Raw genomic sequence first — 23,251 nt, forward strand, 5'->3', positions numbered from 1 at the left:
GGCGAGCTTGCCGCAAAACAGGCGAGCACCGGCACGTGCCCATTACATTCGATGCGTCGACACACGGCTGGGGGCACGATGCCGAAGGACGCACCACCGCGCTGGGACCGCCGCATGCAGCAGCGGCTCGCCCGCGGCGAGGCCGCCGCGCTCGGCGAGCTGTACGACCGCTTCGCCTCACTCGTGCACAGCCTGGCCCACCGGGTCCTCGGCGACGAGACGGCCGCCGACCGGATCACCCGCGAGGTGTTCGGCTACATCTGGGAGAACCCGGACGCCTACGACCCCAAGCAGGGCTCCCTGCGCTCCTGGGTGGCCCGGATCGCCCAGGGACAGGCCGTCGCCCGGCTGCGCCAGGCCGAACTGGGCCGCGGCTCGCGCGAGGAACTGGAGCAGAAGGTGCGCAGCGCCAGCGCCGCCGCCCGCGCCGACTACATCGTCACGTCGATGCCCGCGCCGCTGCGCGCCGCCCTGGAACTCGCGTACTTCAAACGGCGCGACTACCGGCAGGCCGCCGCCGACCTGCGGATCAGCGAGGACGAGGCCCGGCGCCGGCTGCGCCTGGGACTGCAGCTGCTGTCGACCGCCAACGTCGTCCCGCCGGAGGACGCCGCCCCGCCCGGCTACGGCCCGCCCGGATATGGAACGCCCCGATGAACGGTCCCGACGACGGACGCGACGGACGCGACGAGCACAGCGAGTACGGCGAGTACGGCGGGCGCGACGGGCGCGAGGAGCGGCAGGCCGGCGGGCCGGCCCGGATACCGGGTCCGCGCGGGCCCGCCGACGACCTCGACCCGCGGTACGCGCCCCGTCCCCTGCCCCGGCCGCTCCCGGAGCAGGCACCTCCCGCACAGCCCGGGCGGGCCCCCGAGCCCCGCTCGCACGCCGTGCTGAAGTCGCTGCTCGGCGCATGGGCGCTGGCCGCCTGCTCCACCGAGGAGATCCAGGCGGTGGAGGAGCACCTCACCGAATGCGCGCCGTGCGCGGAGGAGGCGCTGCGGCTGCGCGACGCGGTGGGGCTGCTGCACCCGGAGGACAGCCTGGACCTCAAACCGCTGCTGCGGTCGCGGGTGCTGGAGGAGTGCCTGGGCAAGCGGCCCGCCCGGATCCCGGTCCCGGCGTGGGCGAGCCCGTACGACACGGAGACCGCGCGGCTGGACGCGCTGCTGCGGGACTTCGGGGACTCCGAGTGGGAGACCCCGGTCCGGCTGAAGTGGTTCGAGGAGGAGCGCCGGCAGACCCGCCGTACGACCGTCGCCGGGGTGATCGGCCACCTGCTCACGGTGGACGGGATGATCGCGAGCGCGCTGGGCCTGGACGACCCGCTGGGTCCGGGAGCGGAGCAGGAGCGCGGCCCCGCGGCCCGTACGGAGCGCTACTGGGGCTCCGCGGCCGAGCCGATCACCCGGCAGGTGCGCGAACCGTGGCGGGAGCAGGGCCACACGCTGGTGCGGACGGTGTCGTTCGCGGGCCGGGGCGTGGCGGAGCTGTCCGTGGACTACGGGCACTTCGCGCTGCCGCTCGGGGACGCGTTCCTGGAACGGGCCTTCGAGTGCTGGGTGCACGCCTGGGACATCGCGGAGGCCGTGGACTACCCGTACGACCCGCCGTCGGGGCAGGACCTGCACCGGATGATCGACCTTGCCGCCCGGCTCCTGCCGAGCGCGCTGGCACACCGCCGCCGGGCCGGACTGGCGGCGCCGGCGCGGGGGCTGGTCGCGGCCGGGGCGCCCGGCCGGACCCTGCACCTGGAGATCGAGGGTTCGGGCGGCGGGAGCTGGGACATCGCCCTGGACTCGCCGGCCGCGAAGCCGTCGCCGGAGCACACGGTGGCGCGGATCGCGCTGGACGGGGCGGAGTTCTGCCAGCTGGCCGCCGGGCACATCTCGCCGGAGGAAGCGGCCGTCGGACAGCACGGTGACCGGGAGGCGATCCGCGACGTGCTGTTCGCGGCCGCCTCCCTCAGCCACCTCTAGCCGCCGGCCGTCGCAGCCCGGACGGGGCAGCGCTCGGGCCGTCACGGCCCACCGGGCGGTTCCGGCACGGGTGCGGGCTGAGCCCGGTTCGGCCCCGCGGGCCGTGTGCCGGGGCGCCGCCCCGGACCCCGCGCCTCAAACGCCGGCGAGGCTGAATCTTCGGCTGGAGCGGTCAGGCGAAGACGACCGTGCGGGTGCCGTTGAGGAGGACGCGGTGCTCGCTGTGCCACTTCACGGCCCGCGCCAGCGCCTGGCACTCGACGTCCCGGCCGATCGCGACGAGCTGGTCCGGGGTGACCTCGTGGCCGACCCGCTCGACCTCCTGCTCGATGATCGGCCCCTCGTCGAGGTCGGCCGTCACGTAGTGCGCGGTGGCGCCGATCAGCTTCACACCCCGGGCGTGCGCCTGGTGGTACGGCTTGGCGCCCTTGAAGCTCGGCAGGAAGGAGTGGTGGATGTTGATGATGCGGCCGCTGAGCTCCTTGCACAGGGTGTCCGACAGCACCTGCATGTAGCGCGCCAGGACGACGAGGTCCACGTTCTCGTCGCGGACCAGCTCCAGCAGCTGCGCCTCCGCGTCCGCCTTGGTGTCCTTCGTCACCGGGATGTGGCGGAAGGGGATGTCGTACGAGCGCACCAGCTCCTCAAAGTCGGTGTGGTTCGAGACGACGGCGGCGATCTCCACCGGCAGGGCCCCGATCCGGGTGCGGAACAGCAGGTCGTTCAGGCAGTGCCCGAACTTCGAGACCATCAGCACGACCCGCATGCGCTCGTCGGAGCGGTGGATCTCCCAGTCCATCCGGAACGAGTCGCCGATGGCGGCGAAGCTGGCCCGCAGCTTCTCCACGGAGACGGGCGGCTCGGCCGTGAAGTGCACCCGCATGAAGAAGAGGCCGGTGTCTCGGTCGCCGAACTGCCGGCTGTCCTCGATGTTGCAACCGGTCATGAACAGGTAACTGGACACGGCGTGCACAATGCCCTGCTTGTCGGGGCAGGACAGGGTCAGTACGTACTGCTGGGATGCCTGGGGCTGCGGGTCGTCGCTCATGGCACCACAGCCTTTCACACCGGGCGGGTGAGGATCCTCAGCAGTTCCAGGGAACGGGGCGCCGCATCCGGGTCCTCGCCGTCCGCCTGCGCCAGCCGTACGTGTGCCTCGCGGGCAGCGCGCACGGCCTCGGGCCAGGCGTGGTGCTCCAGGTAGGCGGAGACGGGGGCGTCGGGGCCGACCTGGTGGAGGATGCGGAGGACGTGGAGCACGGCGGCGTCGACGAGGGCGGCTTCCTGCGCGTCGCGGAAGATCGTGCCGACGTACTTCTCGGCGGACCAGCTGTCGAGCCAGGTGTCCTCGACGAGCCGGTAGACGGCGTCGGTGACGTCTCCGTATCCCTCGACACCGGCGAGCCAGACCTCCTTGTGGAAGGCCGGATCGGAAAGCATGTGCAGCGCCGAGCGCACATTGCTGCGCCAGCGCCACCACGGCATGTCGTTCAGGGGCATGCCGCCCATGGTGAAGGAGCGGCCGCCGCGTCGGGAAGAGTTCTTCGAACCTTGGGCGAATGTCACGCTTTCGATCGTACGTTCCGGTCTGGCGCGATCTTGAAGCACCTGCGCAGGAGCACACCCCTGCCATTCACCCGGATGTCACCCGCAGTTACGTCCATCTCACTGCTCAGTTACCCGTGGGGCGGAAGGGTGCTGGGACATGACCGACCGGAGATGCACAACTCCCCGCTTCCGCACTGCTGTTGCCGCCGCGATGGGCACATGCCTCCTCGTCGGCTGCGGCGCGCTCCCCGGAGGCTCGGGCGGCCCCACGGACACCATCACGGTCATGACCTTCGCCCCGCAGGACACCAAGGCAACCAATATGCCGGGAATGACCGGTATGGCCAAGGTGTACGAGAGCTGGGTCAATGCCGCGGGCGGGATCAACGGCCACAAGCTGCGCGTGATCACCTGCAACGAGAAGAACACCCCGTCGGGCGCCGCCGACTGCGCCCGCAAGGCCATCGCCGAGAAGGTCGTCGCCGTCGTCGGCTCCTACAGCCAGCACGGACGCGCCTTCATGGCCCCGCTGGAGGTCGAGGGCATCCCCTTCATCGGCGGGTACGGGGTCTCCGCCGAGGAATTCCAGAGCAACCTCTCCTTCCCCGTCAACGGCGGCCAGCCCGTCCTCCTCGCCGGCGCCGGCCGCCAGCTGGGCCGCGCCTGCAGCCAGGTGGCACTGGTCCGGCCCGACACCCTCGCCGGCGACTCCATGCCGGTCCTGCTCAACGCCGGCCTGAAGTCCGACGGCGCCGGCAAGGCGGGCGAAGCCGCCGACATCCGCGCCGCCGAGGACTCCGCCGACTTCACGGCACAGGCCCGCCAGGCCCTGGCCAGCTCCTCCGGCGGCAAGGAGCGCGGCTGCGTGACGGCCGTGCTCGGCCAGCGCACCGAGACGTTCTTCGACGCCTTCCGCCGGGCCGACGACAAGAAGAAGAACCCGCAGATCGCCTCCGTGCTGGGCAGCGTCAGCCAGTCCCTCATCGACCGCACCGGCGGCCGGGAGAGCCCCTTCGAGGGCGCACTCGTCACCAGCTGGTACCCGGTGTCGGGCGACCCGCTGTGGCAGCCGATGCGGAAGGTGATCTCCGAGCACGCCTTCGGCAACAACGCCGTGGACCCGGACGACAGCGGAACGCAGACCACCTGGATCGCGTACACCGTGCTCGGCGAGGCCCTCAAGCGCCTGAAGTCCGGCGAGGCCGTCACCCCGCACAAGGTGACGCGCGCCCTGAACCAGGCGGAACCGGTCCGGACCGGCGGCCTGACCCCCGAGCTGAACTGGCGGTACGAGAACATGCGCGCCCTCGCCGGCTTCCCGCGCATCGTGAACGGGCGCGTCACCTTCCAGGTCGTGCAGTCCGGCCGGCTCGTCACCCAGCAGGGCGAGCAGCCGATGGACATGACCCAGACCCTGGAGCAGGCCCCCCGCGCCACGTGACACGGTCCGCGGCGGGCGCGGCGGGCGCGGGCGCGGCGGGCGGGGGCGCTAGAGCTGGGACTTGTCCCGCTTCGTGAGGTTGTACTTGGTCGCGATCGTGTTCCACATGGTCGCGGCCGACTCCTTCGCCCGCGTCGCCTCCGCGCTCGACTTGTTGCCGTCGCCGGCGTCGTCCGTGCTCCGGGCCCGGCCGTCCTTGCAGCCCTTCTTCTCCCCGGCGACGTCGTCCGCCCAGGCCGCGTAGCTGTTGTCGGCGGCCGCCGAGGCCTTCCAGGCCTTGCTGAGCGCCGCGGACAGCCTCTCGTTGTTCGGGAGCCGGTCCATCTGCACGTCCTGGAGCCGCGTGACGAGCTCGTCGCGCTGCCGGGCCGCGTCGCGCAGGTCGCTCGCCGCCGTGCCGAGGTTGCGGCAGCTCTTGATGTCGTCGACCGCCTTGAGCGCGGTGGACCGGCTGTCGTTGGAGTCCGCGAGGAGCTTGTCCAGCTGGACGGCCTGGGACCTGGCCGGGTCCACCGGCGCCTCGGAGGCCGCCGCGGCCGAGCTGCCCGCGGACGGGGTGGGGGCGGCGGCCGCCGCGGCCGGGTCGTTGTTCTGCTTCTTGCCGTCGCTGAGCAGCGCGCCGACGCCGAGCCCGACCACGGCCAGGCCGATCACCACGGCCGCGATGACCGCCGGCGGCACGCGCCGCGCCGGCTCGGGCGCGGGCGGCGGGGCGTACTGCCCCTGCCCCGGCACGCCCTGGGGGAACTGCTGCTGCGGATGCTGCCCGTGCGGCGGATACGGCCGCGGCCGGTGCAGGACCGGCTCCTGGATCGGCGGCAGCTGCTGGGTGTGCCCGTCGCTGCCGGCGTGCCCGTCGCCGTCGCGGAACAGCCCGTCGAAGCCGTCGGTGACCGGCGGGATGTACTGGGTCGCGGCCTCGTCGTGCGAGGGGGCGGCCGGGACCGGCGGTATGTACTGCGTCGCCGCCTCGTGGTGGCCGGGGGCCATCGGGTCCGCGGGTATCGGCGGTATGTACTGGGTGGCCGCCTCGTGGTGGCCGGGGGCCATCGGGTCCGCCGGGACGGGCGCGATGTACTGCGTCGCGGCCTCGTCGAAGGCGGGGGCCGCCTGCGGCACGGGGGCGCCCGGGACCGGCGGGGCGTACGACATCCCGGGCGCACCGGTCATACCGGGCGCACCGGTCATGCCGGGCGGGCTGGGCACGCCGGGTGCCGGGCCGACCGCGGTCGGCGGGATGTACGGGGTCGCGGCCTCCGGCAGCGGCGGGTAGCCGTAGCCGTGGGGCTGGCCGGGGCCGTCCCAGCCGGGCCCGAGCACGTGCCCGGGCTCCGCGTGCCCGGGCGCCGCGTGCAGGGGCTCCGCCTGTACGGGCGGGGGCGGTACCTGGCCGGGGGCCTGCGGCGCCTGCGCGTACGCCGGATCGAGGCCCCACGGCGCACCGGGCTGCGGGACCGCCTGCGGGGCGTTCCCCTGTCCGTTCTCCGTCACCGGGACTCCTTCGCCGACTACTCCGAACACTGCGAACCTTCGGAACGCCGCCTCACGCTACCCGGACCCCGCCCTCCCCGTCAGGCCCACCTCCAGGGATGATTCGCGTCACAGCGGGACATACTTCCCGCCCGGCGGCCCGCTAGGCGACCGCCTCCAGCCGCGCCGCGAACTCGCGGACCGCCGCCTCCTCCCGGTACGGCTGGAGCCGCGCCCGGAAGTCGCCCAGGTACTCCGTGCCCCGGCTGGAACGGAGCCCGGACAGCAGTTCCGCCGCCTGCGCAGCGGTCTGGCAGGCCTGCTCCACCTCCCGTTGCTGCACCTGCGCGGCCGCCAGCAGCAGCATCCCGATCGCCCGCCGCCGCGCCTTCCCGGCCGGCAGGCCGGCCAGCGCCTCCTGCGCCTGCCGGGCCGCCTGCTCCGCCTGCCCCAGGTCCCGGTGGCAGTGAGAAAGCTCATCCGCCAGGTACGCCTGGTCGAAATGCCGGATCCACACCGGATCGTCCCCGGATTCCGGCTCCGCCCGCTCCAGCGCCGTCACCGCCCGCGAGGAGAGCACCGCCGCCGCCCGGGCATCGCCCAGCAGTGCGTGCCCGCGCGCCTCGGCCGCGTAGAACATGGACTCCACCCGCGGGGTCACCTGCCCGCGCGTCCCCTCCTGGGCGGCCCGCGCCAGCTGGGCGATCTCCCGCGGATTGCCGAGTTCCGCGGCGAGGTGGCTCATGGACGCCGCCAGCACGTACCCGCCGTACGCCCGGTCCCCGGCCGCCTGCGCCAGCCGCAGCGCCTGGATGTAGTAGCGCTGCGCCAGGCCCGGCTGCCCGGTGTCCACCGCCATGTACCCGGCGAGCTCGGTCAGCCGGGCCACCGCCGCGAACAGGGAGCGCCCGACCGGCTCCCGGTACGAGCCCCCGATCAGCCCGGACACCACCGAGTTGAGGTAGTGCACGACGACGGGCCGGACGTGGCCGCTGCCGAAGCGGTGGTCGAGCTCCTTGAGGGCCTCGGTGGTGGCCCGTACCGCCTCCACGTCCGAGATGCCGACGCGCGAGCCGCCGTTGCGGGCCACCTGCGCGTCGGCGCCGGTGATCAGCCAGTCCCGGCTCGGCTCGACCAGCGCGGACGCGGCCACGCTCGACCCGGACAGGAAGTCCCGGCGCCCGACGTCGCTCCGCCACAGCTCGCTGACCTGCTCGATGGCGCCGCCGACGGTCGGGGAGAACTGCAGGCCGATCCCGGAGGCGAGGTTCTTGCCGTTGGCCATGCCGATCTCGTCGATGGTGACGGTCCGGCCGAGTTTGCGGCCGAGCGCCTCGGCAATGATTCCGGGAGCCCTGCCCCGTGGCTGCTGGCCGCGCAGCCAACGGGCCACGGACGTCTTGTCGTAGCGGAGGTCGAGGCCGTGCTCGGCCCCGCACATGTTGACGCGCCGGGCGAGCCCGGCGTTCGAGCACCCGGCTTCCTGAATCAGTGCCTGCAGCCGTTCGTTCGGCTGGCGGGCGACGAGAGGCCTGGCTGCCATGAAAACCCCCAGAGGCCGCGGGTGATCGTTGGAATGATCACTTCCCGCCTGATGTGCGGAGAATCATCCGCTCTGCGTCGTGTCGCTACCCAACTCCGGCGCCCCGGCCTCCCACGCGCCCCCACCCGTGCACCGGTGCGCCCCGTATGCAGGATCGATGCAGCGCCCACCGGCCGGTTTGCCCCCGTAACCCCGTCCCACCGCGGGAGTTGTGATGGTCGTGGAAGAGACCATCACAGTCACGGAGACCGCATCCATCCCCAAGCAGCGCTCCGAGCTGCTGCTGGACCATGCCGTGCGGTACACGGAAGAACGGCACTGGGACGTCTTCGCCGGCACCTGGCTGGAGCACGCGGACGGGCGGGAGCTGTGCTCCTGCGGGGCCGCGGACTGCCCGGCCCCGGGCGCGCACCCGACGGTGCAGGAGTGGGCGACGCTCGCCACGGGCAGCGCGGTACGGGTCCGGCAGGTGTGGGGAAAGCGGCCCGAGGCGTCGATCCTGCTGCCGACGGGCCGCAGCTTCGACGCGCTGGACGTCCCGGACACCGCCGGCTTCCTGGCCCTCGCCCGGCTGGAGCGCATGGAGCGCACCCTCGGGCCGGTCACGCTGACGCCCGACCACCGGATGCTGTTCTTCGTGCTGCCCGGCGCCTCCGCGAAGGTGCCGGACATGGTCCGCAGGTACGGCTGGTCGCCGGCCGCGATCGACCTGCGGGTGCGCGGAGAGGGCGAGTACGTCGCCGCCCCGCCGACCCGCTTCGGCGGCCGGGGCTCGGTCCAGTGGGCACGCCGTCCCACGCCCGCGAACCGGTGGCTGCCGGACGCCGAGGAGCTGATCGACGCCCTGGCGTACGCGTGCGGACGCGAGGCCGCGGCGGACCGGGCCGCCCGCCGCACCTGACCAACCCGCCCCGGACCAGGTGCGTTTCGCGGGCGAAAGTCATGACATACGTAACTGCCCCGCCTCTTGGGGCCGCCCTATGGTGAACACGTAGGACCACGGGGACGAGTACGGGAGGCAGACGCATGCCGAACCAGGTTGATGCGACGGGCGGAACGTCCGGGACGGGTGGCGCGCGACCGGCGCCGTCCGGAGAGCGGGCAGCGGTGCGGGTGGAAGGCCTGTGGAAGCGCTTCGGCGACCAGGTCGCGGTCGCGGGCATCGACCTGGAGCTGCCGGCGGGGAAGTTCATCGGCCTGGTCGGCCCGAACGGCGCGGGCAAGACGACGACGCTGTCGATGGTGACCGGGCTGCTGCGCCCGGACATGGGGCGGGTCGTCGTGGCCGGCCACGACGTGTGGGCGGACCCGGTCGAGGTGAAGTCCCGGATCGGCGTGCTGCCCGAGGGCCTGCGGATGTTCGAGCGGCTGTCCGGCCGTGAACTGCTCGGCTACATGGGCCGCCTGCGCGGCCTGCCCGGCGAGGAGACCGACAAGCGCGCCACGCAGCTGCTGGACGTGCTCGACCTCGCGGGCTCGCAGCACAAGCTGGTCGTCGACTACTCGACGGGCATGCGCAAGAAGATCGGGCTGGCCGCGGCCCTGCTCCACAACCCGGAAGTACTGTTCCTGGACGAGCCGTTCGAGGGCGTGGACCCGGTTTCGGCGCAGACCATCCGCGGGGTGCTGGAGCGGTACACCACCTCGGGCGCCACGGTCGTCTTCTCCTCCCACGTGATGGAGCTGGTCGAGTCGCTGTGCGACTGGGTCGCCGTCATGGCCGGCGGCCGGATCCGCGCCGCGGGTCCGCTCGCCGACGTACGGGGCGAAGCGCCCTCGCTGCAGGCCGCGTTCCTGGAGCTGGTCGGCGCCGGCGGGCGCCCCGCGGGGGACTCGCTGGACTGGCTGGGCGGGCAGGCCGCCCGATGAGCACCACCGCATCCGCCTCCGCATCCGCTTCCGCGCCCCTGACGGGGCCGGCGCCCGCTCCCGCGGCGGCCGGCCCGGCCTCCGCCGCGGTGGACCCGACCGCCGTGTTCGTCCGGCTGAAGCTCGCACTGATACGCAACGGCCTCAAGGGGTCGTCGAAGCGCAAGGCCGCCTACGTCACCTCGCTGGTGTTCTCGCTGGTGGTGGCCTGCTTCGTGACGCTGGGCCTGGCCATGCTGCACGGGCACGCGCACGCCGGCACCGCCGTCGTCCTGCTGGCCGCGATCCTGGCGCTCGGCTGGACGTTCATGCCGCTGTTCTTCCCCACCGGGGACGAGACGCTCGACCCGAGCCGGCTGGTCATGCTGCCGCTGCGGCCGCGCCCGCTGGTGCGGGCCCTGCTGGTCTCCTCTCTCATCGGCATCGGGCCGCTGTTCACGCTGTGCGTGGCGGTCGGCTCGGTGGTGGCCGTCGCACGGGGGTCGGCGGGCATCGTGGCCGGTGTGGTGGCCGTACCGCTGCTGCTGCTCGGCTGTGTCGCACTGGCACGCACCGTCGCCACGGCCAACGCCGGGCTGCTGAGCAGCCGCAAGGGACGCGACCTCGCGGTGCTCAGCGGCCTGGTGATCGCGGTGGGCGCGCAGCTCGCCAACTTCGGGAGCCAGCGCCTGATGGAGGCCGGGGGCCTGGCCAAGCTGGAGCCGGCCGCGGAGGTCGTGCAGTGGCTGCCGCCCGCCACGGCCGTCGGCATGGTGGACTCGGCGAGCAAGGGCGCGTACGGGACGGCGGCCGCCCAGCTGGCGCTGACCGTCCTCGCGGTGGCGCTGCTGATGTGGCTGTGGGAGCGCAGCCTGACCCGGCTGATGGTCACCCCGGACGGTTCGACGATCGCCGCGGCGGGTTCGAAGGAGAAGCGGGAGTCCGCGGGCAGCGGCGTCTGGTCGTGGCTGCCGGCGGGGCGTACGGGCGCGACCCTGCAGCGCACCCTGCGCTACGCGGTGCGGGACCCGAAGACCAAGATGTCGTGGGTGTCGGCCCTGGCGGTCGGCCTGATCATCCCGGTGTTCAACGCGCTGCAGGGCACGGGCTCGGTGTACCTGGTCTGCTTCGGCGCGAGCATGCTCGGCGTCCAGATGTACAACCAGTTCGGGCAGGACACCTCGGCGTTCTGGATGGTCGCGCAGACCATCGGGGGCACCCGGGACGCGCTCGTGGAGCTGCGCGCCCGCGCCTACGCCCTGGCCCTGGTCACCGTGCCGTACACGGTCCTGGTCACGGCGGTCACGACCGCGCTGCTGAACGACTGGCGGGCTTTCCCGGCCGGTCTGGGCGTGGCGCTGGCCGTGCTGGGGTCGATGCTGTGCACGGGCACGCTGGCCTCGGCGTACTACCCGTACTCCATCCCGTCGGACGGCGCCTTCAAGAACGTCGCCCCGGGCCAGGGCGGTCTGGCGTGGACGGGCCTTTTCGGCGGTCTGCTGGCGTCGGCGGTGATCTGCTCGCCGGTGATCGCGCTGGCGATCTGGTTCAAGGTGGACGAGGGGATGCAGTCCCTGTCCTGGATCCTGCTCCCGCTGGGTGTGGTCTGGGGCGCGGCGGCGGCCTGGGCGGGCGTCCGGCTGGCGGCTCCGGTCGTGGCCCGGAAGCTGCCGGAGATCCTTGCGGCGGTCAGCAAGGGCTGAGCGCCGGGAGTACGGGGAGGGGGTGACGCGGCCGGGGAGGCCGGTCACCCCCTTTCCCGTGTCCGGGGTCCCGGGTCGGGGTCCCGGGTCGGGGTCCCGGGTCGGGGTCCCGGGTCCGGGGCATGCCGGGTCAGTGGGGCACCTGGGGGCGGAGGCTGTCGAGGAAGGGTTCCAGGACGGCCCGCCAGGCGGTCGGCTGGTCGTAGTGGAGGTAGTGGCCGGCGTCGGGGATCTCGGCGTACCGGCCTTCGGGCAGGACGCGGACCATCTCCTGGGCCTCCGCGCGGCCGAGCTCGCCGTCGAGGCCCCGGACGACCAGGGTGGGGCAGCCGACCTGGGCCAGCTCCTCCCAGTGCGCGTCGTGGACCCAGGTTTCACGGGCCGTCAGCATGTCGCTGCGGGAGAACAGGGGCCGCCAGCCGTCGGGGGTGCGGTGCATGACCTCGGCGAAGAAGGCGCCGCGGCCGGGGTCGGACTCCTCGACGCGGGGGTCGTCCTCGCCGAACCAGCGGCGGGCGGCGTCCTGTGTGGGGAACGGCAGGGGCCAATGGTGGAACCACTCCGCCCATTCGCGCTGGGAGGCCTCGCCGAGGGCCGAGGCGCGCATGTCGCAGATGACCAGGGCCTCCACGAGGTCCGGGCGGCGGGCGGCCAGCTGCCAGCCGGTGAGGGCGCCCATGGAGTGGCCGACGAGGGTGACGGGGGCGAGGCCGAGCTGCTCGACGGCCGCCTCGGCGTCGGCGACGAAGGCCTCGCGGCCCAGGGAGACCGGGACGTCCGGGCCGACGGCCGGGCGGTCGCTCTCCCCGTGTCCGCGCTGGTCGAGGGCCACGACGCGGCGGCCGCGGGCGAGCCAGCGGGCGGTGCCGGCCCAGTGGAGGGCGCGGCCCATCAGGCCGTGGAGTAACAGGACCCGGGGCCCCGGGACGTCCGGCGGCGGGGCGGCGTCCGGTTCCCCGAACTCCCAGGCGGCCAGGCGTACGCCGTCGGCCGCTGTCACATCGATGCGCCGTACCACCGAGGAGGCACCCCCTTCGCTTCGCCGCCACACTATCGAACCCGCATTCGAAAATCGGCTTCTCGCGGTCAACACCGCTCTTTCGAGTGACCTTGCTCAAGGATTGGCGGCCCCTGCCGAGGGAGATCCTTTGATCAGGGAGGCGGGCCGCTCGGGGAAGACGGTCCGAAGGGGATGACCTTGAGAGCTCGGGGCTCCGGGTCAGCACAGGGGAGGAAGGTCCCGGCGCCGCAAGGCGCCGGGACCACTCGCTTCTCCGGCTTCCGGCTTCCGGCTTCCGGTCAGGCCTTCGCGACGAACACGTGCGAGGCGATCTCCGCCTCCAGCTCCGCGGCCTCGCCACCGCTGCCGACCAGCACACCGCCGGGCGACTCGGTCACGCTCACCACCGAACCGGGCTGCACCCCAGCCCGCCGCAGCGTGTACATCAGCTGGGCGTCCGTCTGAATGGGCTCGCCGATCCGGCGCACGACCACCGTCTTGCCCTCGGTGCCCGGCTCCAGGTCCGACAGGCTGACCATGCCGTCCTCGATGAACGGGTCGGCCTCGGCCTTCTCGCCCAGCTCCTCCAGGCCCGGGATCGGGTTCCCGTACGGCGATTCGGTCGGGTGGCGCAGCAGCTCCAGTACGCGCCGCTCCACCGCCTCGCTCATCACATGCTCCCAGCGGCAGGCCTCCGCGTGCACCTGCTCCCACTCCAGCCCGATGACGTCGACCAGCAGGCATTCCGCGAGGCGGTGCTTGCGCATCACACGCGTGGCCAGCCGGCGGCCCTCATCCGTCAACTCGAGGTGCCGGTCGCTCGCCACGGCCACCAGACCGTCGCGCTCCATCCGCGCCACCGTCTGGCTCACCGTCGGCCCGCTCTGGTCGAGCCGTTCGGCGATCCGGGCGCGCATGGGGACCACGCCTTCCTCTTCCAGCTCGAGGATGGTGCGGAGATACATCTCCGTGGTGTCGATCAGTCCGGACATTCGTGCCCCTCGGATATCGTGCGCTGGCCCTGTCCCCAATTCTGACGCATCGCACGGGCAACCGTCCCGTGCCTTCGCCAAGCCACGGGCCCGCAGTGGGGCTGTCGGGCCCGGGTTGACGCCCGTATTGACACGCGCTTGGTCCAGACCGCACGGTGAGCGGCGGACCCGGACGCCCCCCGTCCCACCGCCTCTCTGGAAGGGCCTCGGCAATGAGCGAGAGCAAGCTGGCCGGTCAGTTCTTCGATGCCGCGATCGGACTGCTGCAGCGGGTGCGGGACGAGGAGGGCGAGCGCATCGCCGAGGCCGGAACGGCCGTCGCCGACGCCGTCGCCGCCGGGAACCGGCTCTTCGCCTTCGGCGCCGGCCACTCCTCGCTCCCCGCCCAGGACGTGGTCTACCGGGCCGGCGGGCTCGCCCTGATGAACTTCCTCGCCGTCCCCGGCACCGCCGGCGTCGACGTCATGCCCGCCACCCTCGGCAGCGCCCTGGAGCGGGTCGGCGGGCTCGCCGGGGCCGTCCTGGACAGCAGCCCCGCCGGCGCCGGCGACGTCCTGGTGGTCATCTCCCTGTCCGGGCGGAACGCGCTGCCGGTGGAGATGGCCGTGAACGCCCGCGCCCTCGGCCTCACCGTCATCGGGGTGACCTCCGTGGCGTACGCGCGGGAGACCCGGTCGCGGCACGCCTCCGGCACCTTCCTCAAGGACCACTGCGACATCGTCCTCGACAGCAAGATCGCAGTCGGGGACGCCGAGTTGACCCTCGACGGGATCGCCGCCCCCTTCGCACCCGCCTCCACGGTGGTGACCAGCGCGATCATGCAGGCGGTGATGGCGGCGGCGGCCGGCGAGCTCGCCGCACGCGGCATCGAGCCGCCGCTGCTGCGCTCGGGCAACGTCGACGGCGGCCACGAGTGGAACGGCCGCGTCATGCAGGAGTACGGCGACCGGATCTTCTTCCGCCACTGAGCCCGCTGCGGCACCGCCCCGCAAGGGGCGCGGGGAACCGCCCGGCCAACCCCATCGGCCCGCGGTTTCCTCACCGGACTCCCGGCGGAGCGCTACGGTGTGGCGTGCGCGGACCGGGCCAGGTCGAGGTCGGCGGCGACCCGGGCCGCGACCTCCTCCGCGTACTCCGCGTCCGCCCGCTCGAACACGGCCCGCGAGGACGCCCGTACGAAGGTCAGCACGCCCAGGGTCCGGCCCCGGCTCCGCAGCACCGTGCACAGCACGTGCGCCGCGTCCTCGGGCCACTGCCGGTCCCGCGCCCACACCTCGGCCGCCGTCCCGCGCGGGGCGGTCGCCCGCACCGAGCCGATCCGGTCCAGAGCCTGCAGCGCCGGATGCCCCGGCTCGTACCGCGCCGGGACCGCGCCCTGCCCCGACAGGGGCGGCGGCGACACGGCGTGCCGGACGAGCCGCGGCGGCCGGTCCGGGTCCACCGACGGCTCCAGTACGTCGAGCAGCGCGTGGTCGGCGAAGCCGGCGAGGGCGAAGTCCAGCCGTACGGCGGCCGCCTCCTCCGGGTCCTCGCACTCGGCGGCGGACCGCCCGGCCCGGTACAGCTGGCCGGCGCGGAACCGCAGCTGCGCCGTGTCCAGCGCCGTCCGGCGGGCCTCGGTGATGTCCTGGAAGAGCCAGCCGACCCCGAGCGGGACCGGCTCCTCGGCGAGCGGGGAGCCCAGCCTCAGGAACCCGCACCGCCAGCAGCGCCGCCGCACCCCCTCCGGGGTGCGGACGGACACCCACACCTCCAGCGGCGCCTGCGGGGAGCCCTCGGCCAGCACGTGCTGGAGGGCGCCCTCCAGCTCCTCGGCGCCCTGGGTCAGCAGGTCGCCGAGCGGGCGGCCGAGCAGGGCGGTGCGGGCGGAGCCGAAGGCGCGGGCGGCGTGCGCGTTGACCACGGCCGGGCGCAGGTCCACGTCGACGAGGACCACGCCCCAGGAGGCGTCCTCCATCAGGGCCTCGCTCAACGCGATGGACCGCTCCAGGTCGATCTGGGCGTGGACCTCGCTGAAGGCGCAGTACACCCCGGCGGGCCTGCCGTCCGCGCCCGGCACCCCGGCGGACTGGGTGCGCACCAGGACGCGGCCGCCGTCCTTGGTGAGCAGGGCGAACTCGTGCACCTGCCGGCCGGGCACGTCCTGGGCGCCCATGAGCCGGTCCTCGACGTCCTGGGCGTCCGCGGCCCGGGCCGCCCACCCGGCGAAGCCCTTGCGGCCCACGGCCTCGGCGGCGGTCCAGCCCAGGATCCGCTCGGCCTCGCGGTTCCAGTGGGTGATCACCCCGTCGGAGTCGAACGCGCACAGGGCGGCGTCCATCCCGTCCAGCAGCGCTGCGAGCAGATCGTCGGTGGGTTGTCCACGTCCGGAAGCACTCACCTGGCACCCCCTGCAGGTGTTCGCGTGTGCGGCACGTCAGATCATTGAACTGGAACGTGACGCAGCCCACATCGCATTCCCCGAATCGTCCCGAAATAAATAACTTGAGACGGCCGCGGAAGGGTCCTAATGTCTGCGGTACACGAGAAGGGAGGTGGTTCCGGAAATGTACGACTACCGGACGCGTGAGGTGACTGCGGGCTAACGGCCCGTCGTCGCAACGCACCCAGTGCGGTGCCCGGCGGAAACCGCCCGGCGCCAAACCCAAGCAGTCACCCGACCCGCGGGCTCGCCGGCACGTCCGGCCGGCTTCTCTTACCTGCAGGAGAGAACCCGAGCCCGCGGGTCGTCTGCTGTCCGGGACTAGGGGCACAGGCGCTCGATGCGCCACTTCTCCCCGTCGCGGACGTAGTGCAGCCGGTCGTGGAGCCGGTTCTCGTGGCCCTGCCAGAACTCCACCTCGTGCGGGACGACGCGGACGCCGCCCCACTCCGGCGGGACCGGGACCTGCTCGCCCTCCGGATGCCGCGCCGCGAGCTCCGCGTACCGCCGGTCGAGCTCGGCCCGCGAGCCGATCACCCGGGACTGCTCGCTCGCCCAGGCGCCCAGCTGGGAGCCGTGCGGGCGGGAGCGGAAGTACGCGGCCGTCTCGTCGCGGCCCGTGCGCTCGGCCGTACCGGTGACGATGACCTGGCGGGCGATGGGGTGCCAGGGGAACAGGAGGGCGACGTGCGGGTTGGCGTCGATCTCGCGGCCCTTGCGGGAGCCGTAATTGGTGTAGAAGACGAAGCCCCGCTCGTCGAAGGCCTTCAGCAGCACCGTGCGGGAGCTGGGCCGGCCGTCGGGCGTCGCGGTGGACACGACCATCGCGTTGGGCTCGAAGAGGTGCGAGTCGGCGGCCTGCCCGAACCACACGGCGAACTGCCGCATGGGGTCCGCGTCGAGACCGTCCTCAAGGACGATCTCCGAGCGGTACTGCTTGCGCATGGTGGAGGGATCAAGATCCATGTCGGTCACGCGTGCCATCCTGCCGCAGGAGTGCTCCTGCGAGTGTGCCGTATGTCACGCTTCCGCCTGGCATCCCCAGCCGCCAAAATCTTGGGGCCGGTCAGGAGCCGCCTCACGGGTGGCCCCGGGCCGTACCGGGCATCAACGGGGATGACCGCGCCGGACCGCCGCGAGTCACGCCGGGAACCGCGCGTGTTCGCACTATCTGAGGGAGCCGCCTGATGTCCGACTTCGTACCCGGGCTCGAAGGAGTCGTCGCGTTCGAGACGGAGATCGCCGAACCCGACAAGGAAGGCGGAGCGCTCCGCTACCGCGGAGTCGACATCGAGGACCTGGTCGGCAACGTCTCGTTCGGGAACGTGTGGGGCCTGCTGGTCGACGGGGCGTTCAACCCCGGCCTGCCCGCCGCCGAGCCCTTCCCGATCCCCGTCCACTCCGGTGACATCCGGGTCGACGTCCAGTCCGCGCTCGCCATGCTCGCCCCCGTGTGGGGCCTGAAACCGCTGCTCGACATCGACGCGCAGACCGCCCGCGACGACCTGGCGCGCGCGGCCGTGATGGCGCTGTCGTACGTCGCCCAGTCGGCGCGCGGGCAGGGCCTGCCGATGGTCCCGCAGCGGGAGATCGACAAGGCCGAGTCCGTCGTCGAGCGGTTCATGATCCGCTGGCGGGGCGAGCCGGACCCCAAGCACGTCAAGGCCGTCGACGCGTACTGGACCTCGGCCGCCGAGCACGGCATGAACGCCTCCACCTTCACCGCACGCGTGATCGCCTCCACGGGCGCCGACGTCGCCGCCGCCCTGTCGGGCGCGGTGGGCGCCATGTCCGGGCCGCTGCACGGCGGGGCGCCGTCCCGTGTCCTCGGCATGATCGAGGAGATCGAGCGCACCGGCGACGCCGTGGCGTACGTGAAGAAGGCCCTGGACAAGGGCGAGCGGCTGATGGGCTTCGGGCACCGCGTCTACCGGGCCGAGGACCCGCGCGCCCGCGTGCTGCGCCGCACCGCCAAGGAGCTGGACGCGCCGCGCTACGAGGTGGCCGCCGCGCTGGAGAAGGCCGCGCTGGAGGAGCTGCACGCCCGCCGCCCCGACCGGGTCCTCGCCACGAACGTGGAGTTCTGGGCCGCGATCATGCTGGACTTCGCGGAGATCCCGGCGCACATGTTCACCTCCATGTTCACCTGCGCCCGCACCGCCGGCTGGTCGGCGCACATCCTGGAGCAGAAGCGCACCGGCCGCCTGGTGCGCCCGTCCGCCCGCTACATCGGGCCGGGCAAGCGCAACCCGCAGGAGATCGAGGGGTACGCGGACATCGCCAGGACGGCCTGACCGGCCGACCGCCGAGGACCCTGACGGCCGGGGGCGCCGCATCCGGAAACGTGGTGCGGCGCCCCCGGCGCGTGTACGGGGCCCCGGGCCCTGTGCGGCCCGAGGCTCAGCCCAGGGTGGCGTCGAGGATGCGGGTCCACTGGGCGACCACCCGGGCCCGGCGGGCCGTGTCGTCGGTCAGGACGTTGGCCAGGCCCAGGCCGCGGGCCATGTCCAGGAAGCCCTGCACGGTCTCGCGCACCCCGGGTACGGACTCGTCCGCGCCCAGCAGCTGCACGGCCATCCGGTGGGTCTCGCGGCCGAGGCGGGCCTCCAGTTCGGCGACGCGGGGGCGCAGCTGCTCCTCGTGGGAGGCGGCGACCCACAGCTGGAGGGCGGCCCGGAACATCGGCCCGGTGTACAGGTCGACCAGGGCCTCGACGACGGCGGCGCGGCCGCTGCCGGCTGCGGTCTCCGTGCCGGTGCTCTCGCGGAGGAGTGCGGGCAGGGCGGCGGAGCGTTCCTCGGCCATGAACTCCACGGCCGCGGTGAACAGGTCCTCGCGGGTGCGGAAGTGGTGCTGGGCGGCGCCCCGGGAGACCCCGGCGCGTTCGGCGACGACGGCGACGGTGGAGCCGGCCCAGCCGTGCTCGGCGAGGCAGGTGATGGCGGCGTCCAGGAGGTGGCGGCGGGTGACGCGGCTGCGGGCCTGCTTGGGCAGGTTCCCCGGCCGGTCCTCGGCCGCTGTGCCGTCGGTCGCCGTGCCGTTCGCCGGTGTGCCGTCCGCCGGTGTGCCGTCCGCCGGTGTGCCGTCCGCCGGTGTGCCGTCCGCCGGTGTGCCGTCCGCCGGTGTGCCGTCCGCCGGTGTGCCGTTCGCCGGTGTGCCGTCCGCCGCGGTGCTGTCAGCCGCCGGGGCCGCTGCCGTGATCGCCGCCGCGGCCGGGCCGGTCACAGCTCCCCCGGCGCCCATGACGGGTTTCGGCGTTCGAAGCGGGCGGCGATGCCCTCGCGGGCCTCGGCGGAGCCGAAGTGGTGGGCCGAGAGCCGGGTCAGGGCCTCGCCGTCCTGCTCCAGGGCGGCCCGTACGGGGGCGGTGACCAGCCGTTTGGTGGCGGCGAGGGCCTCCGGGCCGGCCTTGCGCAGCCCGGCCAGGACCGGGGCCAGGGCCTGGTCCACGTCCTCGCCGTGCAGGGTGAGCAGGCCGATCCGGGCGGCCTCGGCGGCGTCGAAGGCCTCCGCGGTCAGCAGGTAGCGGGCCGCGGCGCGCGGGTCCAGGCGGGGCAGCAGCGGGGCGGAGATCACGGCGGGGACCACGCCGAGGTGGGTCTCGGTGAAGGCGTACGTGGACTGCGGCCCGCCGGCGGCGATGTCGCAGACGCCGAGCAGGCCCAGGCCGCCCGCCCGGACGTGGCCGGTGACGCGGGCCACGACCGGCCGGGGCAGTCCGGCGATCTCGTGCAGGAGGGCGAGGAAGTCGGCCGGGTCGAAGGGGTTCTTCAGGTCGGCCCCGGCGCAGAAGGTGCCGCCGGTGTGGGTGAGCAGCACGGCCCGGACCGCGGGGTCGGCGCCCGCGGCGGCGAGGGCCGCGCGCAGCTCGCCGACGAGGGCCGCGGAGAGCGCGTTGCGGTTGGCCGGGGAGTCGAGCGTGAGGGTGGTGATGCCGTGCGCGTGCGCGGCTTTGACGAGGGGCTCCATGCCGCTCCCTTCTCAGCGGGTCCGGTCGGTCCGGTCCGGTGCAATCCGGTTCCGGCGGGGCCGGGGGCGGCCGCATCCGGTGCGGTCGCCGTACCGGCCCGGCCGGCTGGTGCGGCTAGTACGACTTGGGCAGGCCCAGCGTCTGGTGCGAGACGTAGTTGAGGATCATCTCGCGGCTGACGGGGGCGATGCGGGACACCCGGGAGGCAGTGATGAGGGAGGCCAGTCCGTACTCGCGGGTGAGGCCGTTGCCGCCCAGGGTGTGGACCGCCTGGTCCACCGCCTTCACGCAGGCCTCGGCAGCAGCGTACTTGGCCATGTTGGCGGCTTCCCCGGCGGCCGCGTCGTCGCCCAGGTCGTAGAGGCGGGCGGCCTTCTGCATCATCAGGCGGGCCAGTTCCAGGTCGATGTGGGCCGCCGCGAGGGGGTGGGCGATGGCCTGGTGCGCGCCGATCGGCTCCTTCCAGACCTGCCGGGTGCGGGCGTAGTCGACGGCGCGGGCGAGGGCGAAGCGGCCCATGCCGATGGCGAAGGCGGCGGTCATGATGCGCTCGGGGTTGAGGCCGGCGAACAGCTGGAGCAGGCCCGCGTCCTCGTCGCCGACCAGCGCGTCGGCCGGCAGCCGTACGTCCTCCAGGACCAGCTCGAACTGCTTCTCGGCCGCCTGGAGTTCCATGTCGAGGGGCGAGCGGGTGAAGCCGGGGGTGTCGCGGGGGACGATGAACAGGCAGGGCTTGAGCGTGCCGGTGCGGGCGTCCTCGGTGCGACCGACGATCAGGGTCGCGTCGGCGATGTCCACGCCGGAGATGAAGACCTTGCGGCCCGTCAGGACCCAGGTGTCGCCGTCGCGGCGAGCGGTGGTGGTGATGCGGTGGGAGTTGGATCCGGCGTCGGGCTCGGTGATGCCGAAGGCCATGGTGCGGGTGCCGTCGGCGAGACCGGGCAGCCAGGCCCGCTTCTGGGCTTCGGTGCCGAAGCGGGCGATGACGGTGCCGCAGATGGCGGGCGAGACGACCATCATCAGCAGCGGGCAGCCGGCGGCCCCGAGTTCCTCCAGGACGATGGAGAGTTCGGCGATGCCGCCGCCTCCGCCGCCGTACTCCTCGGGCAGGCTGACGCCGAGGTAGCCGAGTTTGGCCGCGTCGGCCCACAGTTCGTCGGGGTGGCCGCCCTCGCGGGTGACACGGGCGTAGTAGTCGCGGCCGTAGCGCTGCCCGAGGGCGGCGACGGCGGCGCGCAGGGCCTGGTGTTCCTCGGTTTCGAGGGGGGCTGCGGTGGCGGGGCTCATGACTGCGGTTCCTCCTGGACTACGGCGAGCAGGGCGCCGAATTCGACCTGGTGGCCGAGGCCGGCGTGGAGCGCGGTGAGCGTGCCGGAGGCGGGCGAGACGATGCGGTGCTCCATCTTCATGGCCTCCAGCCAGAGCAGGGGCTGCCCGGCGGTGACGGTGCTGCCGGGGGCGAGGCCCTCGGCGATGCGGACGACGGTGCCGGGCATGGGGGCGAGCAGGGAGCCGGGCAGGGCGCGGTCCCGGTGGTCGGTGAACCGCGGGACCGGGGTGAGGGTGTGGGCGTTCGGGGCGGGGCGGGCGGGGGTGGGTGCGGTGTCGACGTAGACCTCCTCGGCTTCTGCCGCACCCCCGTTGTTCGATTTTTGTTTCACGTGGAACACGCGCCGGATGCCGTCGGCTTCGAGGACGACGCGGTGCGGCTCGGCGGCCAGGACGCGGACGCCGGGGTGGTCCACGAGCTGTGGGGGTCCGCTGCGGGAGGGCAGGTAGCGGACCTCGTACGGGGTGTCGGCGCCGGCGGTGTCGGCGCCGGCAACGAGATAGCTGCGGGACTGCGGGGCGGAGCGGACGTTGCGCCAGCCGCCGAGGCGGGCGGCGAGCGGGGCGTCCGCGGCGGGAGCGGCGGCGGCCAGCGCGGCGGCGGCCGCGGCCAGCGAGGCCGCCCGGCCGGCGTCCGGGGCGGGCTCGGTGAGGGCGCCGAGGTGCCGCTCGTAGAACCCGGTGTCGGGCCGGGCGGCGGTGAACTCCGGGTGGGTGAGGGAGCGGACGAGGAGCTCGCGGTTGGTGGCGACGCCGTGGATGCGGGCCGCGGACAGGGCGCGGACGAGGGCGCGGACGGCCTCGGCGCGGGTCGGGGCGTACGCGATGACCTTGGCGAGCATGGGGTCGTAGTGGACGCCCACGGCGTCCCCGTCGGCGTAACCGGCGTCGACGCGGACCACGGCGGGCGCGGGCGGGACGGCCGGGGGCAGGACGGCCGGGGGCGCCGGGATGTGGAAGGTGCCCAGGGTGCCGGTCTGCGGGCGCCAGTCCTGCGCCGGGTCTTCGGCGTACAGGCGGGCCTCGACGGCGTGCCCGGCAGGCTCCGGCGGCTCCGGCGGCAGGGCCGCGCCCTCGGCGACACGGATCTGGAGGGCGACGAGGTCGAGGCCGAAGACGGCCTCGGTGACGGGGTGTTCCACCTGGAGGCGGGTGTTCATCTCCAGGAAGTACGGGCGGCCGTCGGCGGTGACCAGGAACTCGACGGTGCCCGCACCCCGGTAGGAGACGGCCCGGGCGGCGGCGACCGCCGCCTCGTGGAGGGCGGTGCGCAGGGCGTCGGGCAGGCCGGGCGCCGGGGCCTCCTCGATGACCTTCTGGTGGCGGCGCTGGAGGGAGCAGTCACGGGTGCCGAGCGCCCACACGGTGCCGTGCCCGTCGGCGAGGACCTGCACCTCGACGTGGCGGCCGCGTTCGACGTAGGGCTCGGCGAACACCTCGCCGTCGCCGAACGCGGACCGGGCCTCGGCGGCCGCTGCGTCGAGTCCGTCCTTCAGCTCGTGCAGGTCGCGGACCACGCGCATGCCGCGCCCGCCGCCGCCCGCCGCCGCCTTCAGCAGCAGCGGCAGGTCGGCGGCGCCGGCGGCGGCCGGGTCGACGGGGTCGAGGAGCGGCACCCCGGCGGCCCGCATCAGCTCCTTGGCGCGGGTCTTGGAGGCCATGGCCTCGATGGCCTCGGGCGGCGGCCCGATCCAGACCAGGCCGGCGGCGAGGACGGCCCGGGCGAAGCCGGCGTTCTCGGAGAGGAAGCCGTAGCCGGGGTGGACCGCGTCCGCGCCGGCCGCCAGGGCGGCCTCGACGACGAGGTCGCCGCGCAGGTACGTGTCGGCGGGGGCCGCGCCGGGCAGGCGGACGGCCGCGTCGGCCTCCCGGACGTGCAGGGCGTCGGCGTCGGGGTCGGAGTGGACGGCGACGGTGGCCAGGCCCAGGGCGCGGGCGGTGCGGAAGACGCGGACGGCGATCTCGCCGCGGTTGGCCACGAGGACCGAGGTGATCAGCGGGGCCGGG

General features: G+C 73.8%; 20 protein-coding genes. 8 read left to right on the forward strand and 12 right to left on the reverse strand.

The window, feature by feature from the left end; genetic code table 11:
- Positions 1–78: 78 nt before the first annotated feature.
- On the forward strand, positions 79–657 hold the full coding sequence (locus tag ACIQUT_RS28770) for a sigma-70 family RNA polymerase sigma factor (protein ID WP_403566930.1): 579 nt from the start codon (positions 79–81) through the stop codon (positions 655–657).
- On the forward strand, positions 654–1,979 hold the full coding sequence (locus ACIQUT_RS28775; RefSeq protein ID WP_403566932.1) for a zf-HC2 domain-containing protein: 1,326 nt from the start codon (positions 654–656) through the stop codon (positions 1,977–1,979). Before ACIQUT_RS28770 ends, ACIQUT_RS28775 begins: the two co-directional genes overlap by 4 nt.
- Positions 1,980–2,151: 172 nt before the next feature.
- Here the strand turns inward: ACIQUT_RS28775 and purU are convergent, their stop codons facing one another.
- Positions 2,152–3,027: a formyltetrahydrofolate deformylase gene (gene purU, locus ACIQUT_RS28780; RefSeq protein ID WP_403566934.1), complete on the reverse strand. Its 876-nt coding sequence runs from the start codon at positions 3,025–3,027 to the stop codon at positions 2,152–2,154.
- A 14-nt stretch (positions 3,028–3,041) separates the two neighbouring features.
- The gene (locus tag ACIQUT_RS28785; protein ID WP_403566976.1) at positions 3,042–3,488 is read right to left on the reverse strand and encodes a hypothetical protein; all 447 of its coding nucleotides are present in this window, start codon (positions 3,486–3,488) and stop codon (positions 3,042–3,044) included.
- Positions 3,489–3,684: 196 nt separating this feature from the next.
- Here ACIQUT_RS28785 and ACIQUT_RS28790 point away from each other — a divergent pair, with 196 nt between their 5' ends.
- The gene (locus tag ACIQUT_RS28790; protein ID WP_403566936.1) at positions 3,685–4,968 is read left to right on the forward strand and encodes an ABC transporter substrate-binding protein; all 1,284 of its coding nucleotides are present in this window, start codon (positions 3,685–3,687) and stop codon (positions 4,966–4,968) included.
- Positions 4,969–5,016: 48 nt separating this feature from the next.
- On the opposite strand, the gene ACIQUT_RS28795 is transcribed toward ACIQUT_RS28790, so the two are convergent.
- On the reverse strand, positions 5,017–6,459 hold the full coding sequence (locus ACIQUT_RS28795; RefSeq protein WP_403566938.1) for a hypothetical protein: 1,443 nt from the start codon (positions 6,457–6,459) through the stop codon (positions 5,017–5,019).
- 142 nt (positions 6,460–6,601) lie between these two features.
- Positions 6,602–7,981, reverse strand: coding sequence for a transcriptional regulator (locus ACIQUT_RS28800; protein WP_403566940.1), 1,380 nt, complete (start codon positions 7,979–7,981; stop codon positions 6,602–6,604).
- A gap of 220 nt (positions 7,982–8,201) precedes the next feature.
- On the opposite strand from ACIQUT_RS28800, the gene ACIQUT_RS28805 reads away from it, so the two are divergent.
- From ACIQUT_RS28805 to ACIQUT_RS28815, 3 genes are all read left to right on the forward strand, one after another.
- A complete protein-coding gene (locus ACIQUT_RS28805; RefSeq protein ID WP_403566941.1) occupies positions 8,202–8,882 on the forward strand; it encodes a bifunctional DNA primase/polymerase in 681 nt (226 codons plus the stop codon).
- A gap of 125 nt (positions 8,883–9,007) precedes the next feature.
- Positions 9,008–9,850, forward strand: a complete 843-nt coding sequence (locus ACIQUT_RS28810; RefSeq protein WP_403566943.1) for an ABC transporter ATP-binding protein — start codon at positions 9,008–9,010, stop codon at positions 9,848–9,850.
- Positions 9,847–11,532 (forward strand): transporter, encoded by a 1,686-nt coding sequence (locus tag ACIQUT_RS28815; protein WP_403566945.1) that lies wholly within the window; start codon positions 9,847–9,849, stop codon positions 11,530–11,532. The genes ACIQUT_RS28810 and ACIQUT_RS28815 overlap by 4 nt, the downstream gene beginning before the upstream one ends.
- 130 nt (positions 11,533–11,662) lie before the next feature.
- Here the strand turns inward: ACIQUT_RS28815 and ACIQUT_RS28820 are convergent, their stop codons facing one another.
- Both ACIQUT_RS28820 and ACIQUT_RS28825 read right to left on the reverse strand, forming a co-directional pair.
- Positions 11,663–12,550 (reverse strand): alpha/beta fold hydrolase, encoded by an 888-nt coding sequence (locus tag ACIQUT_RS28820; protein WP_403566947.1) that lies wholly within the window; start codon positions 12,548–12,550, stop codon positions 11,663–11,665.
- A 281-nt stretch (positions 12,551–12,831) separates the two neighbouring features.
- Positions 12,832–13,524, reverse strand: coding sequence for a metal-dependent transcriptional regulator (locus ACIQUT_RS28825; protein ID WP_179176561.1), 693 nt, complete (start codon positions 13,522–13,524; stop codon positions 12,832–12,834).
- Positions 13,525–13,736: 212 nt separating this feature from the next.
- On the opposite strand from ACIQUT_RS28825, the gene ACIQUT_RS28830 reads away from it, so the two are divergent.
- Entirely contained in the window at positions 13,737–14,492 is a 756-nt protein-coding gene (locus tag ACIQUT_RS28830) for an SIS domain-containing protein (protein WP_403566949.1), read from the forward strand.
- Positions 14,493–14,584: 92 nt separating this feature from the next.
- Here the strand turns inward: ACIQUT_RS28830 and ACIQUT_RS28835 are convergent, their stop codons facing one another.
- Positions 14,585–15,904, reverse strand: coding sequence for a PAS domain-containing protein (locus ACIQUT_RS28835; protein ID WP_403566951.1), 1,320 nt, complete (start codon positions 15,902–15,904; stop codon positions 14,585–14,587).
- Positions 15,905–16,267: 363 nt separating this feature from the next.
- A complete protein-coding gene (pdxH, locus tag ACIQUT_RS28840) occupies positions 16,268–16,930 on the reverse strand; it encodes a pyridoxamine 5'-phosphate oxidase (RefSeq protein WP_403566953.1) in 663 nt (220 codons plus the stop codon).
- 203 nt (positions 16,931–17,133) lie between these two features.
- Between pdxH and ACIQUT_RS28845 the strand changes: the two genes are divergently transcribed.
- Positions 17,134–18,240 carry a citrate synthase 2 gene (locus ACIQUT_RS28845; RefSeq protein WP_403566955.1) on the forward strand — a complete coding sequence of 369 codons (1,107 nt, stop codon included), beginning with the start codon at positions 17,134–17,136 and terminating at the stop codon, positions 18,238–18,240.
- 106 nt (positions 18,241–18,346) lie between these two features.
- On the opposite strand, the gene ACIQUT_RS28850 is transcribed toward ACIQUT_RS28845, so the two are convergent.
- From ACIQUT_RS28850 to ACIQUT_RS28865, 4 genes are all read right to left on the reverse strand, one after another.
- Entirely contained in the window at positions 18,347–18,940 is a 594-nt protein-coding gene (locus tag ACIQUT_RS28850; RefSeq protein ID WP_403566978.1) for a TetR/AcrR family transcriptional regulator, read from the reverse strand.
- Between the two features lie 227 nt (positions 18,941–19,167).
- Positions 19,168–19,914 (reverse strand): enoyl-CoA hydratase family protein, encoded by a 747-nt coding sequence (locus ACIQUT_RS28855; RefSeq protein ID WP_403566956.1) that lies wholly within the window; start codon positions 19,912–19,914, stop codon positions 19,168–19,170.
- A 115-nt stretch (positions 19,915–20,029) separates the two neighbouring features.
- Entirely contained in the window at positions 20,030–21,202 is a 1,173-nt protein-coding gene (locus ACIQUT_RS28860; RefSeq protein ID WP_403566958.1) for an acyl-CoA dehydrogenase family protein, read from the reverse strand.
- Complete coding sequence (locus ACIQUT_RS28865; protein WP_403566980.1) at positions 21,199–23,241, reverse strand: biotin carboxylase N-terminal domain-containing protein; 2,043 nt, start codon at positions 23,239–23,241, stop codon at positions 21,199–21,201. The genes ACIQUT_RS28860 and ACIQUT_RS28865 overlap by 4 nt, the downstream gene beginning before the upstream one ends.
- Positions 23,242–23,251 lie beyond the last annotated feature (10 nt).

It is taken from the genome of Streptomyces sp. NPDC090445 (assembly GCF_044769385.1).
Taxonomy (GTDB): domain Bacteria; phylum Actinomycetota; class Actinomycetes; order Streptomycetales; family Streptomycetaceae; genus Streptomyces.

Excerpts from the sequence above, each read along its gene's own strand:
- ACIQUT_RS28770 (WP_403566930.1), top strand. The coding sequence starts at position 79 with ATGCCGAAGGACGCACCACCGCGCTGGGACCGCCGCATGCAGCAGCGG.
- ACIQUT_RS28775 (WP_403566932.1), top strand. The coding sequence starts at position 654 with ATGAACGGTCCCGACGACGGACGCGACGGACGCGACGAGCACAGCGAG.
- purU (WP_403566934.1), bottom strand. The coding sequence starts at position 3,027 with ATGAGCGACGACCCGCAGCCCCAGGCATCCCAGCAGTACGTACTGACC.
- ACIQUT_RS28785 (WP_403566976.1), bottom strand. The coding sequence starts at position 3,488 with ATGGGCGGCATGCCCCTGAACGACATGCCGTGGTGGCGCTGGCGCAGC.
- ACIQUT_RS28790 (WP_403566936.1), top strand. The coding sequence starts at position 3,685 with ATGACCGACCGGAGATGCACAACTCCCCGCTTCCGCACTGCTGTTGCC.
- ACIQUT_RS28800 (WP_403566940.1), bottom strand. The coding sequence starts at position 7,981 with ATGGCAGCCAGGCCTCTCGTCGCCCGCCAGCCGAACGAACGGCTGCAG.
- ACIQUT_RS28810 (WP_403566943.1), top strand. The coding sequence starts at position 9,008 with ATGCCGAACCAGGTTGATGCGACGGGCGGAACGTCCGGGACGGGTGGC.
- ACIQUT_RS28815 (WP_403566945.1), top strand. The coding sequence starts at position 9,847 with ATGAGCACCACCGCATCCGCCTCCGCATCCGCTTCCGCGCCCCTGACG.
- ACIQUT_RS28825 (WP_179176561.1), bottom strand. The coding sequence starts at position 13,524 with ATGTCCGGACTGATCGACACCACGGAGATGTATCTCCGCACCATCCTC.
- ACIQUT_RS28830 (WP_403566949.1), top strand. The coding sequence starts at position 13,737 with ATGAGCGAGAGCAAGCTGGCCGGTCAGTTCTTCGATGCCGCGATCGGA.
- pdxH (WP_403566953.1), bottom strand. The coding sequence starts at position 16,930 with ATGGCACGCGTGACCGACATGGATCTTGATCCCTCCACCATGCGCAAG.
- ACIQUT_RS28845 (WP_403566955.1), top strand. The coding sequence starts at position 17,134 with ATGTCCGACTTCGTACCCGGGCTCGAAGGAGTCGTCGCGTTCGAGACG.
- ACIQUT_RS28855 (WP_403566956.1), bottom strand. The coding sequence starts at position 19,914 with ATGGAGCCCCTCGTCAAAGCCGCGCACGCGCACGGCATCACCACCCTC.
- ACIQUT_RS28860 (WP_403566958.1), bottom strand. The coding sequence starts at position 21,202 with ATGAGCCCCGCCACCGCAGCCCCCCTCGAAACCGAGGAACACCAGGCC.